The organism is Hymenobacter yonginensis, from assembly GCF_027625995.1.
Taxonomy (GTDB): Bacteria; Bacteroidota; Bacteroidia; order Cytophagales; family Hymenobacteraceae; genus Hymenobacter; species Hymenobacter yonginensis.
The window spans coordinates 4,456,561-4,469,794 of record NZ_CP115396.1; the positions used below are offsets into that span (position 1 = coordinate 4,456,561).

The window sequence follows — 13,234 nt, forward strand, 5'->3', positions numbered from 1 at the left end:
TTGCTTACCGGGATACGCTGCTCAAGCCATAAGCCCGGGTCGGGTCAGTACAAAGCTAGTCGGGTAGAAGCAGAATAGTCAGATAAGGCTTGATTACAAGAGACATAAGGGTAGGCGAAACAGGAGTTGCGCCAGCAGCAGCCGGCGCCGCCACCCGGCGCTGCTGCCGCCCTAAGCGCGGTCCGCCGGAGCCGCCAGAAACTCCCGGATTTCATCGACGGTGGCCCGGGCCGAGCGCCCCACACCAATAAGGGTGGCCGAGGCGAAGCCGGTCCAAGAACCGTAGCCCACCAGCCACAGGCCCGCGGCGGCAGTGGCGCGGGTGCCGGCCGTGGCCACCCGCCCATCTGCTTGCAGCACGCCCAGGCCGCCCAGAAACGCCAGCGCCGGCCGAAACCCAGTGCACCAGATAACGGCGTCAAAATCTTCTGTTCGGCCATCGGGCCACAGCACGCCGGTGGCCGTGAGCTGCCGGAAGGGCCGTACGCTGTGCAGCACCCCGCGCCCCCGGGCCGCGCGCACCGGCTCCACCATCACCACGTCGCCGAGGGTAGGGGGCGAGGCGGTCTGGCCGGTGTGGTAGCGCTGGGTGGCTTGTTGGAACAGCACGCGCCCGTCCACGTCGTCGGGCAGGAAGCGGGGCGCGTGCTCGGTTACCCAAATGGCGCGCGCCACCTCCGATACTTCGGCCAGAATCTGGGCCCCGGAGTTGGCACCGCCCACCACCAGCACCCGCCGGCCGGCAAAGGGTGTGGCGTGGCGGTACTGGGCCGAATGCACCTGCACGCCGGCAAACAGCTCGCGGCCGGGGTAGGGCGGAATGTAGGGCTGGCTCCAGGTGCCGGTAGCGCACACCACGGCCCGCGCCGCCCAGGTGCCGTGGCTGGTGCGCACGGCATAGCCGGTGGCCGTGCGGGCTACGTCCTGCACGCGCACGGGCCGTTGCACCGGCAGGGCGTAGCGCGCTTCGTACTGCGTGAGGTAATCGATGACTGCGTCGCGGGCCGGGAAGCTGTTGTCGGGCGGGCGGGGCATGAGCCAGCCGGGCAGCGAGCTGGCATCGGCCGGCGAGAACAGGCGCAGCGAGTCCCAGCCGTGGCGCCAGGCGCCGCCCGCCGCCGGTTGCTCATCAAGCAGCACAAACGACACGCCGGCCCGCCGCAGGTAGTAGCCCACCGCCAGCCCGCTCTGCCCGGCCCCGATTACCAAAACTTCTACTGCAGTGGGCGTCATCATCAGGCTGGCCGGCAAATAGACGGTCTACGCAAACTCTTCCTGCACAAAGGCCTGGGCGTAGGCTTTGATCTGGTCGCGCACCTGGCGGAACTGCGCCATCACCTCCTCGTCGGTACCGGTAGCCTTGGCCGGGTCGGGGAAGTTGTGGTGCCGCTTCCGGGCCGACGACGGAAACACCGGGCACACCTCCTGCGCATGGTCGCAGACGGTAAGGACGTAGTCGAACGGTACGGCGGCGTACTCGTCCACGTGGTTGCTGGTGTGCTGGCTGATGTCGAGGCCGTCTTCGGCCATAGTGCGCACGGCGCGTGGGTTGAGGCCGTGCACTTCCACGCCGGCGCTGTATAGGGCCGCGCGTGCGCCCAGCAGGCTGGCCAGGTAGCCGTGCAGCAGCTGGCTACGGCAGGAATTGCCGGTGCAGAGCACCAGAATGTTTTTCGGGGTCATGGGCAGATACAAACAAAGGAGAGGACCGAAAAGAAGCCTGGAGCGCGGCTAGCAGCACCCGCCGCCCGGCGTGCAGGCGGCCGGCTGCAACTGGCCCAGCGGAATGTAAGCCGCCGGAATGCCGCAGGCATCCTGAGCCAGGCAGGCGGTCTGTTTGGTGGTCAGCTGGAAGTCGGTGCCGTCGAAGTACAGGCCGAACTTGCCGATGGTGGCTTGCTGGTATTCCACTTCGATGTCCAGATCATCAGGCCCCAGAATCTTCTCCGACAGCTGCAGGATGTGCAGAAATTTCTGCGGCGCGAGGCGGTGGTCGTAGTCGCCGGCCTCCCAGAGCTGGAAGTTGGCCACGGTTTCGCGCCGCTCCACGCCGCCGCAGTCGATGAAGTGCTTGCTCACCAAACCCACCTCCGTTACGTGGAAGTGCGCGGGCAGCTGGGTGCCATCGGGCAGGCGGAAGCTGACGGCCTCCAGGCCCGCCAGGGCGTGCTTCATTTCAGATATTTTCATGGTTTCCAAGGATAAGAAGGTGGAAAAGTCATTCGAAAAGCAGCCGGCGCTAGCAACTGCAGGCGTCGGCGGGGCCGCAGGCAGGGTTGCTGGTTGCCTCGAGGAAGAAGGCGGTGAACTGCTGCTGCACCTCGCGCAGCAGTTCCGTGTTGAGGCAGTAGCACACGGTCAGCCCGTCAATCTCGCCGCGGATAAGGTCCAGCGCCTTCAGCTCCTGCAGGTGCTGCGATACGGTGGTGCGGCTCAGGGGCAGCTCGGCGGCAATGTCGCCGGAGATGCACGTGGTTTTGGAGGCCAGCAGCTGCACAATGGCCACCCGGGCCGGGTGCGCCAGCGCCTTGGCCACCCGGGCCAGCTGCTGCTGCTCCTCGGTGAAAGCAGCGGTTTTGGCGTGCGTCATACTAAGGATGTTCGGCAGGAAAGAGAAGAGAAAACGAGCCCCGGGCCCGTGTGGCAGCAGGCGGCGCAGCACAGTGCCGGAGGTTCTATGACGTAAACATACGACATACTATGACGTATGTTTACGTCATAGCTATATTTATTGCCGCGCTGCATCCCAGGTGCAGCCCGGCTGCCGCCGCGCTTCGCCTCAGGAACTGCCGGGAAGGGTGGCGGAAGCAGCCCATCGGGCACCGCGCCAGCCACCGGGCTCTTCGTGCCGAGGTAGATCCGGCCGAGCCAAGCATTCATCTTCGCGAAAAACGCTTTACATTAACGAATTAGCCAGGGAGTTCCAGCTTGCTCCGCCTTGACGGCCGGCGGCTGCTGAGCCTTATTACCCGATTCGTTTCTACTGTATGGTTGAATTAGAAGTGGTTACTGGGCGTGCTCAGACTGCCGGATTCCTGAAGCGTATGGCTGCAGGTGGGTGGTGGGCGATGCTGCTCCTGGTAGCCGGCTGCCAGCCGGTCGCGAAGGAGGCGGTGTACCGCATTGGCTTTTCGCAGTGCACCACCAACGACGCCTGGCGCAAGGCTATGCTGGCTGGTATGCAGAAGGAGCTGAGCTTCCACCCGAACGTGGAGTTTCAGATGCTGGACGCGCACAACAACAGTGACCTGCAGCGCCGGCAGGTGCGGGAGCTGATCCGGCAGCGCGTAGATCTGCTGCTGATTTCGCCCAACCAGTCGGGCCCGCTGACGGAGCTGGCCGAGGCCGCCTACAACCAGGGTATTCCGGTCGTGATTCTGGACCGCCGCACCACCTCGCGCCTGTACACAGCCTACGTCGGCGGCAACAACCTGGAAGTGGGCCGCACGGCCGGCCACTACGCCGCCCAACTGCTGCAGGGCCGCGGGCAGGTGCTCGAAATCACCGGCACGCCCGGCTCGTCGCCCGCCACCGACCGCGACAAAGGCTTCCGGCAGGCGCTGGCGGCACACCCGGGTGTGCAGCTGGCCGCGCAGGTGGAAGGCAACTGGCTGCCCGGCTCGGTAATGGAGCAACTGCCCGCCGTGCTGCGCGCCCATCCCGAAACCAAACTCATCTTCGCCCACAACGACCCCATGGCGCGGGCCGCCTACCAGGTGGCGCGCCGCCTCGGCATCGAGCGGCGCCTCCGCATCATCGGGGTGGATGGGCTGGCCGGCCCCGGCAACGGCCTGCAGCTGGTGGAAGAGGGCATCATCCAGGCCACGCTGCTCTACCAGACCGGGGGCGAGGAAGCCATCCGCACGGCTCTGCGCATCTTACGGCACGAGCCCTTCCTGAAAGACAACGTGCTGGGCACCATGGTCATCGACTCATCGAACGTGACCACCATGCGCACCCAGACCGAGCAGCTGGTAGACCAGCAGCAGGACCTGGAGGGGCAGCAGCGCCACCTGCGCGAGCAGCAGCGCCGCTACGCCAACCAGGAGCTGACCGTGTACCTGCTGCTGGCCAGTTTGCTGGGCGCCGTGGTGCTGGGGGCCCTGGCGTGGCGCTCGTCACGCCTCAACCGCCGTATCCGGCGCATGGTGGAAGGCCAGAACGCCGAAATCAGCGCCCAGCGCAACCAAATTGCCGAGCTGGCCGAGGAGGCCCGCCGCTCCTCGGAAGCCAAGCTGCGCTTCTTCACCAACTTCTCGCACGAGCTGCGCACGCCGCTCACCCTCATTCTGGGGCCCGTGGAAGACATGCTGGCCAGCCCCACCGACCTCTCGCCAGCCCAGCGCCATGACCTGGCTCTGGTGCGCCGCAACACCCAGCGCCTGATGCAGCTGGTAAATCAGCTGCTGGCGTTCCGCAAAATCGACGTGGGCAAGATGGCCGTGCGGGCCGTGGAAGGCAACCTGGTGGAGTTTGTGCGCGAAATCATGGACGTGTTCGAGAAAACCGCCCAGAAGCGCAACATCACCTTCCGGTTTCTGCCCGCTCAACCCGTCATCTTTCTGTGGTTTGATGGCGACATCCTCGACAAGGTGTTCTTCAACCTGCTCTCCAACGCCTTCAAGTACACCCCCGACGGCGGTCGGATTGTGGTGAGCATGCAGCAGGACGTGGCCGCCGACACCGTGCGCATCAGCGTCGAAGACAACGGCCAGGGCATTGCCGAGGCCGACCAGCCGCACATTCTGGAGTGGTTCTACCAGGGCCGGCAGCAGTCGGCCAACAGCTCGGGGCTGGGGCTGGCGCTGGCCGAAGGCCTCACGCGCTTGCACCAGGGCACGCTTTCATTTCGGAGCCAGCCCGGCCACGGCACCACCTTCGACGTGACGCTGCCGCTCACCAAGCCGGCCACTTTCCTGGATGCCCCGGCCGGCCACACGCTCACGCCCCTCACTCTCGACACCGAGGAGGAAGTGCCGCTGGCCGCCGTTGCCTCGCCCGCCGACCCCGCCGCTCCCCCGGCCCCCGAGCCCACGGCCCTTATCATCGAAGACCACGACGAACTGCGCGGCTTTCTGGTGCAGAAGCTGCAGCCCCACTTCCGGGTAAGCACCGCCGCCGACGGCGCCACCGGCCTGCGCCTGGCCGCCGAAACCATCCCCGACGTGATAGTGTGCGACGTGAACCTGCCTGAGCTCAGCGGCCTGGAGGTGGCCACCGCCCTGAAAGGCGACTGGCGCACCAGCCACATTCCGCTGGTGCTGCTCACGGCGCGCAGCGCGCCTGAGCAGCAGGTGGAAGGCGTGCAGGCCGGCGCCGACCTCTACCTTATCAAGCCGTTCAACCCCACGTTTCTGCTGGAAAGCCTGCGCACACTGCTGCGCAACCGCGACCAGCAGCGCGAGCATTTCCGGCGGCAGCTCTCGGGCGCCACGCCCACCGTGGCCCCGCAGCGCGTCGACCAGAAGTTCCTGGCCGACCTCACGGCCATTATCGAAGGCCGCCTCGACCAGCCCGACCTGAGCGTGGATGGCATTGCCCACAGCCTCGGGGTGTCGCGCACGCAGCTCTACCGCAAGGTGAAGGCGCTGCTGGGCATCGGGGTGAACGAGTACATCCAGGGGCTGCGCCTCACCAAGGCCCGGCAGCTGCTGCTGCAGGAAGGCAGCACGGTGGCCGAAGTGGCCTACCAGACCGGCTTCTCCTCGCCCTCGTATTTCTCCACGGCCTTCAGGGGCAAGTACGAGGTGTCGCCCACCGAATTCAAGGCCATGCACACGCCTATGCGCACCTGACCCAATTTTGCAAGTGGCGCATCAAAAGTGAATGTGGGGCTGGTGCGAGGAAGGTGATTGGGATTGTATAGGTTTGATATATAATGTTTTGTCGAGGTGTATAGACCTGCACCAATTCTTAAAGTATTTGGCATGATTGGGCACGTGGCGGGCTGAGAATAGCCGGATGTTTACGAAAACTTCTTCGGCTATGCTTCCACGCAACGTACTCTTCTGGTCCATCGTCACGGCGCTCGGCGGCTTCCTGTTCGGCTTCGATACGGCCGTGATTTCGGGCGCCGAGAAAGCCATTCAGCAGCTCTGGCACCTGAGCGCCTTCGAGCACGGCTTCACCATTTCCATTGCCCTGATCGGGACGGTTATCGGGGCCATCTTCGGCGGTATTCCTTCCGATAAGCTGGGCCGCCGCCAGACACTACGCGGCATTGCGGCGCTGTATCTGGTGTCGGCAGTGGGCACGGCGCTGGCGCCGGGCTGGGGCCTCTTTATGGTGTGCCGGTTTCTGGGCGGGCTGGGTGTAGGGGCTTCGTCGGTTACGGCGCCGCTGTATATCTCCGAGATTTCGCCAGCGGCCTCGCGGGGCAAGCTGGTGGGGCTGTTTCAGTTCAACATTGTCACGGGCATTCTGGTCGCCTACCTCTCCAACTACCTGCTGGCGGGCCTCGGCGAGCATTCGTGGCGCCTGATGCTGGGCGTGCAGGCCGTGCCCGCCCTGATTTTCCTGCTGCTGCTGTTCCGGGTGCCCGAAAGTCCCCGCTGGCTGCTGCTACACGGCCGCCTCGACGAAGGCCGGCAGGTGCTGGCCCGCATCAGCCCCGGCACCGTCGATGCCGACGCGGCCGCCATCCTCACCAGCCAGGCCGACACGGCCCACCACAGCGAGTCGTTGTGGGCCGGGCAGTACCGCACGCCGGTGCTGCTGGCCGTGGCGTTTGCCTTCTTCAACCAGGTGTCGGGCATCAACGCCATCATCTACTACGCTCCGCGCATCTTCGAAATGACGGGGCTGGGCCAGGGCGCGGCCTTGCTGTCGTCGGCCGGTATCGGGCTTGTGAACTTCATTTTCACGCTACTGGGCGTGAACCTGATTGACCGGTTTGGGCGGCGCACGCTCATGCTGGTAGGCTCCGTGGGGCTGATTGCCACACTGGGGCTGGTGGCGCGGGCCTTCTACACCGAGCAGTTTGGGGGCGTGCTGGTGCCGGTGCTGCTGTTCGTGTACATCGCCTTTTTCGCTTTCTCGCAGGGCGCCGTCATCTGGGTATTTATCTCCGAAATCTTCCCCAACGCCGTGCGGGCCAAAGGCCAGGCGCTGGGCTCGTCTACACACTGGGTGATGGCCACGGCCATTGCCTTCACCTTCCCCTACTTCGCCGAAAAGCTGGGCGGCGGCAACACCTTCGCCTTCTTCTGCGCCATGATGGTGCTGCAGCTGGTGTTCGTGTGGCGCTTCATGCCCGAAACCAAAGGCACCAGCCTCGAAAGCGCCGAACGGGTGCTGGTGATGCACTAACTGGGGTGGGGGATTGGCGGGTTGGTGTATTTCGAGGCTGCCCATCCACCAACCCGCCTATCCACCAACCCACCACCCCGCCCATCCACCAATCCGCCAACCTCTCAACCTACCACACATGGCTATTACCTGCTTTGGAGAGATGCTGTGGGACATTCTGCCTACGGGAAAACAGCCGGGCGGGGCCCCGCTGAACGTGGCGGTGCACCTGCACAACTTCGGCTTGGAGGCCCAGCTCATCAGCCGGCTGGGCCACGACGAGCTGGGGGCGGAGCTGCGCGAATTTGTGGAAGGCAAGGGCCTGAGCACCCGCTACGTGCAGCAGGGCGAAACCCACCTGACGGGCGTGGTGAAGGCCAACGTGAGCAACAACCAGGAAGTGACCTACAAGATTGTGCAGCCCGTGGCCTGGGACTACATCCAGTACGCGCCCGACCTGAGCGCGCTGGTGGAGGCCTCGGAGGTGTTCGTGTACGGCAGCCTGGCCGCCCGCAGCTCCGGCACCCGCGAAACGCTGTACCGGCTGCTGCAGCAGGCCCGCCTGAAGGTGTTCGACGTGAACCTGCGCGCCCCGCACTACTCCCGCGACGTGGTGACTTACCTGCTGCGCCAGGCCGATCTGGTGAAGCTCAACCACCATGAGTTGGCCGAAATAATGGGCTGGTTTGGGGCCAGCGCCGCCGAAGAAACTGCCTTGGAGTGGCTGGCGGCCCGCTTTCAGCTGGAAGCCGTGTGCGTGACCAAAGGCGCCGACGGCGCCGTGCTCTGGACCGGCGGCCAACTCTACCGCAGCCCCGGCATTGCGGTGCAGGTGCAGGACACCATCGGGAGCGGCGACGCCTTTCTGGCGGCCCTCATCCGGGGCTGGCGCGGCCGGCAGGCCCCGGCCGAGTACCTGGCCTTTGCCTGCGCGGCCGGCTCGCTGGTGGCCAGCTGCCGCGGCGCCACGCCCGCCATTACCGAAAGCCAGGTGCGCAGCCTGCTGAATGCCGCGCCGGCCGTCTGAACTGCTTTGTCTCTTTTCCTTTCTATGAAATCCATCCTCTCCTGCGCTCTGGTTCTGCTCGGCACGCTTCCGTGTGCGGCCCAAACCCCTGCGCCCGACCCTTACCGGCCGGTGTACCACTTCACGGCCCCCAAAAACTGGATCAATGATGCCAATGGCCTGATCTACAGCAACGGGCAGTATCAGCTGTTCTACCAGTACAACCCCTACAGCGCCGACCCCGGCCACCTCAGCTGGGGCCACGCCACCAGCCCCGACCTACTGCGCTGGACGCCTCAGCCCGTGGCCCTCACCGAGTACAAGAACCCCGACGGTAGCAATACCATGATTTTCTCGGGCAGCGCCGTGGCCGACAAAGACAACACCTCCGGCCTGTTTCCGAAAGGCCAGACCGACGGCCTAGTGGCCTTCTACACCGGCCATGTGGAGCGCCCGGGCGTGGTGCTGCGCCAGCACCAGAACCTAGCCTACAGCCTCGACCACGGGCAGACCTGGCAGCGCTACGCCCAGAACCCCGTGCTCGACATCGACAGCAAGGAGTTCCGCGACCCCAAGGTGTTTTGGTATGCGCCCCAGCAGAAGTGGGTGATGGCCACCGTGAAGGCCGACCGCCAGGAGGTGTACCTCTACGAGTCGAAAAACCTGAAAAACTGGACCTTCCTGAGCCGCTGGGGCCGGGCCGGCAACACCGTGCGCGAGTGGGAGTGCCCCGACCTGTTTGAGCTGCCTGTGCCCGGCGGCGGCACCAAGTGGGTGCTGCTGATTTCGGCCGGCAACCCTACCGAGCAGTTCCGGGGCCAGCAGTACTTTCTGGGCAGCTTCGATGGCCGGAAATTCACGCCCGACCAGCCCTACGAGGAGCCCAGCTACCTCGATTTCGGTAAGGATTTCTTTGCCGGCGTGACCTTCAACGACGCCCCCGGCAACCGCCGCATTCTGGTGGGCTGGACCAACGACTGGGCCTACGCCCGCGACGTGCCCACCGGCACCGAGTGGCGCGGCAACTTTGCCGTGCCCCGCGAGCTGAGCTTGCGCCGCACCGCCCAGGGTTTGGCGCTGGTGCAGCAGCCGGTGCCGGAGCTGCGCAAAATCGGCAAGGAAGCCCTAGCCCTGAAAAACCAGGCCCTCAAGCCCGGCGCGGACGCCTACGAGCTGCCCTTCAAAAGCGAGTCCTACGACCTGGAGCTGACGCTGAAGCCCGGTGCAGCCAAGGCGCTGACCCTGAATGTACTGCAAAGTGAAACCGAGCGCACCACGCTCCGCTATGACGTAGCGCGCCAGGAGCTGACGCTCGACCGCACCCAATCGGGCAATGTTGCCTTTCACCCCTTGTTCGCCAGCAGCCTTGAATCGGCGCGCGTGCCCCTGCGCGACGGGCAGCTGCAACTGCGGCTGCTGGTGGACAAGTCGGTGGTGGAGGTATTTGCCCAGGACGGCGAAGTCACGCTTACCGACCTGGTGTTTCCACGCCAGCACGCCGGCCGCATCACGCTCAGCGCCGACGGTGGCCCGGCCCAGATAACGGCCCTGCGCCTCACCGACCTCCGCCAGCCCCTTGTGCCTTAGCGGGCGTCACTCTCTGCCACTTCTTTTTTCACTTCACTCACCTTTCTTCTTCCCATGATGCTGCACTTTACGCCCCCACACTAAGCCAGCGGCCTACAACAGCGTGGCCGCTGCCACCCGCCCTGCCGCCGTGGTAAGCACGCGGCGGGCCTGCTCTTCCGGGCTGCTGCCTGGTCTGCTGCTTCCGGTACCGAGTGCCCTGTACCACAGGCTCCGGGCCGGAAGCCCCCGATGGAAACCGGACTCAACTCCGGCAAGCTTACCCATTCCCACTTTTCATCTTTTCACTTATGAGCCATAACTGGTACAAACAGTACAACTCGGATGCGCAGCCGGCCGCCTTGGCGGGGCTACGGCATCCTGCGGGCTTTCGGCTGCTGCTGCTCAGTATTCTGCTGGTGCTGCTGCCGCTGCTGAGCCAGGCCCAGAACCGCGCTATTTCGGGCCGGGTGCTGGATGCGCAGTCCAACCCGCTGCCGGGCGTGACGGTGGTGGTAACCGGTACCACCATCGGTACCAGCACCGGCTCCGATGGCCGGTTTGAGCTGCAGGCGCCCCCAACGGCTACTACGCTCAATATTTCCTACGTGGGCTACTCTGCCCAGCAGATCAGCATCACCGACAAAACCTCGGTGCAGGTGACGCTCAAGGAAGATGCCCAGGCCCTCGGCGACGTGGTGGTAGTGGGCTACGGAACGGCCCGCAAGCAGGACGTAACCGGCGCGGTGACGGTGATTGGCGAGAAAGACTTCAACCGCGGCACCTTCACCTCGCCCGACCAGCTGCTGCAGGGCCGCGTATCGGGGGTGCAGGTGAGCAACAACAGCGGCCAGCCCGGCGGCCCGTCCACCATCCGTATCCGCGGCAACTCGGCCGTGACGGGCAGTGGCCAGCCGCTGTACGTGGTAGATGGGGTGCCTCTGGACGGGCGCACCGCCCGGCCCGGTCTGGTAGCCTCAGCCGATGTGGGAGCAGGAGCCGACAGCAACCCGCTCAACTTCCTCAATCCGGATGATATTGAAACCTTCACCGTGCTGAAGGACGCTTCGGCCACGGCCATTTATGGCTCGCGCGCCGCCTATGGCGTGGTACTCATCACCACCAAAAAAGGCAACACGGGCGCCCCTGTGCTGAATGTAGGCGCATCTACGGGCTTCTCGACGCTGCTGCGCCGGCCCGAATTTCTTGACGCCAGCCAGTACCGCGAAGCTATCCGCTACTATGGCGCGCCGGCCGCCAACGACAAGGGCGGCGACGTAGATGCCCTGGATGAGATTTTGCGCACCGGCTACCTGCAGAACTACAATGTAGGCATGAGCGGCGGCAGCGAAACCGGCCGCTACCGCCTGTCGCTGGGCTACCTCAACCAGGATGGTATCGTGCGCAGAACCGGCTTCAAGAAGTACAGCGCCAACCTGTCTACGAACCTGCAGTTTCTGGAAAGTAAGAAGCTGGGCCTCGACATCAACATTGCTACCAGCCAGTTCCGCGAGCAGCTGGCCAACATCACCACCGACGCCGGCTTCCGGGGCAGCCTCATCGGGCAGGCTCTGCAGTGGAACCCCACGCAGCCGCTGCGCAACCCCGACGGCTCCCTCTACATCGTGGCCGGCGACGTGGTAAACCCACTGGCCGCGCAGGAGCTCTTCAACGACAACTCCCGGGTGAACACCATCCTGGCCAGCATTGCGCCTTCGTACAAGTTCACCGACTGGCTGAACTACCGCGTGGCGCTGAGCGTGAACTACAACAGCGGTGAGCGGCGCACGTCCCTCAACCAGCGCCTGATCAACTACCCCGGCATTGAAAATCAGGGCTTCGCTGCCATCAGCAACAACGAGCTGACCACGCAGCAAATAGCGCACACCCTGAACTTCAACAAGGCGGTTACGACCAACCTGAACCTGAACGCGGTGCTGGGCTACGAGTACACCAAGTTCATCAACCTGGGCTCCAGCCTGAGCGGCTTCGGCAACCCGGCTACGGGCGGCTTCGGCAACTTCGGCCTCGACTACACCGACTACATCCAGACGTCGGCCACCGGCTCGCGCAGCATCACCTCGTTCAACGACCCTACCTCGTCGTTGCAGTCGTTTTTCGGGCGGGCTATTCTGAACTTCAAGAACCGCTACGTGCTGACCGGTACGATCCGTCGTGACGAAAGCAGCAAGTTCGGCGACAACGAGAAAGTCGGGTATTTCCCCTCGTTTGCCGTGGCCTGGGATTTAAGCCAGGAAGCCTTCTTCCCGGCCGAGCGGCTCACTCAGCTGAAGCTGCGGGCCGGCTACGGCCTCACCGGCAACCAGGAGTTTCCGGCTGGTGCCGCCCAGGACCGTTTCGAAATCCGCGACAACGGCGCGCAGATTCCTCTCAACAGCCGCAACGAGAATCTGAAGTGGCAGGCTGACCGCCAGTTCAACGTCGGTATCGACGTGGGGGCCCTCGACAACCGCGTCACCTTCTCGGCCAACTACTTCAACAAAACCACGAGCGACATTCTGTTCCCAACCGTGCCCGGCCAGCCCGCGCCCCAGGTACAGGCTATCTTCTGGGACAACCTCGACGGCAAAATTGTGAACCGGGGAGTGGAAATGGAGCTGAATACGGTGCTGGTGCGCAATGAGAAAGTAGAAGTCGGCTTCAATGCCAATGCTACCTTCATCCGCAACGAAGTGCAAGACCTGGTAGGGCCCGACATTATCACCGGCGCCATCAACGGGCAAGGCCTGTCGGGGGCTACGTCGCAGCTGATCCGCAACGGCTACCCCATCAACGCCTTCTTCCTGCCCCAGTACAACGGCCTCAACGAGCAGGGCCTGTCCAACCCAGTAGACCTGGCCAACCCAGTGTACGCTGGCAGCCCGAACCCCCGCACGCTGCTGGGTTTGAGCGCCAATGCCCGCTACGGCAAACTATCGCTGATTGCCAACATGACCGGCGCCTTCGGCCAGTACGTCTACAACAACACGCTCAACGCAGTCGGCAACGTGGGCCAGATCGGGGCCGGCAAAAACATTGCCCTGTCCACGTTTGAAAACTCCATCAAGGAGTCCATCGGCAACCCGGCGGCAGCCACCACGCGCTACCTGGAGAAAGGCGACTATCTGAAAATGTCCAACCTGACGCTGGCGTACGGCTTCGGCGACGTGGGCAGCTTCGTGAAAGGCGCCCGGGTGTACATCACGGGGCAGAACCTGTTCGTGATTACCGACTACGACGGGTTCGACCCGGAAGTAAACACCGTGAAGCGCGGAGCCAACCAGGTGCCTTCGGTGGGCATTGATTACCTGCCGTACCCCAGCGCCCGCACCTTCACGCTCGGCGTCAATTTCAATCTGTAACCTTTAAGTTCTT

At 64.3% G+C, this 13,234-nt stretch carries 9 protein-coding genes; 5 read left to right on the forward strand and 4 right to left on the reverse strand.

What is annotated here, in order from left to right:
• Positions 1-171: 171 nt before the first annotated feature.
• The 4 genes from O9Z63_RS19115 to O9Z63_RS19130 are packed head-to-tail and all read right to left on the reverse strand — an operon-like array spanning position 172 to position 2,590.
• Positions 172-1,236 (reverse strand): ArsO family NAD(P)H-dependent flavin-containing monooxygenase, encoded by a 1,065-nt coding sequence (locus O9Z63_RS19115; RefSeq protein WP_270126996.1) that lies wholly within the window; start codon positions 1,234-1,236, stop codon positions 172-174.
• A 24-nt stretch (positions 1,237-1,260) separates the two neighbouring features.
• Positions 1,261-1,683: an arsenate reductase ArsC gene (locus O9Z63_RS19120; RefSeq protein ID WP_270126998.1), complete on the reverse strand. Its 423-nt coding sequence runs from the start codon at positions 1,681-1,683 to the stop codon at positions 1,261-1,263.
• Positions 1,684-1,731: 48 nt separating this feature from the next.
• Positions 1,732-2,190, reverse strand: a complete 459-nt coding sequence (locus tag O9Z63_RS19125) for a DUF6428 family protein (RefSeq protein ID WP_270126999.1) — start codon at positions 2,188-2,190, stop codon at positions 1,732-1,734.
• Between the two features lie 49 nt (positions 2,191-2,239).
• The gene (locus tag O9Z63_RS19130; protein WP_270127000.1) at positions 2,240-2,590 is read right to left on the reverse strand and encodes an ArsR/SmtB family transcription factor; all 351 of its coding nucleotides are present in this window, start codon (positions 2,588-2,590) and stop codon (positions 2,240-2,242) included.
• Positions 2,591-3,044: 454 nt separating this feature from the next.
• On the opposite strand from O9Z63_RS19130, the gene O9Z63_RS19135 reads away from it, so the two are divergent.
• The 5 genes from O9Z63_RS19135 to O9Z63_RS19155 all read left to right on the forward strand — a co-directional run bounded on the left by O9Z63_RS19135 (position 3,045) and on the right by O9Z63_RS19155 (position 13,221).
• Positions 3,045-5,795: a hybrid sensor histidine kinase/response regulator transcription factor gene (locus O9Z63_RS19135; RefSeq protein WP_270127001.1), complete on the forward strand. Its 2,751-nt coding sequence runs from the start codon at positions 3,045-3,047 to the stop codon at positions 5,793-5,795.
• A 190-nt stretch (positions 5,796-5,985) separates the two neighbouring features.
• A complete protein-coding gene (locus tag O9Z63_RS19140; RefSeq protein ID WP_408613552.1) occupies positions 5,986-7,308 on the forward strand; it encodes a sugar porter family MFS transporter in 1,323 nt (440 codons plus the stop codon).
• Positions 7,309-7,426: 118 nt separating this feature from the next.
• The gene (locus O9Z63_RS19145; RefSeq protein WP_270127003.1) at positions 7,427-8,314 is read left to right on the forward strand and encodes a carbohydrate kinase family protein; all 888 of its coding nucleotides are present in this window, start codon (positions 7,427-7,429) and stop codon (positions 8,312-8,314) included.
• 24 nt (positions 8,315-8,338) lie between these two features.
• Entirely contained in the window at positions 8,339-9,880 is a 1,542-nt protein-coding gene (locus O9Z63_RS19150; RefSeq protein WP_270127004.1) for a glycoside hydrolase family 32 protein, read from the forward strand.
• A 290-nt stretch (positions 9,881-10,170) separates the two neighbouring features.
• Positions 10,171-13,221: a SusC/RagA family TonB-linked outer membrane protein gene (locus tag O9Z63_RS19155; protein WP_270127006.1), complete on the forward strand. Its 3,051-nt coding sequence runs from the start codon at positions 10,171-10,173 to the stop codon at positions 13,219-13,221.
• Positions 13,222-13,234: the final 13 nt, after the last annotated feature.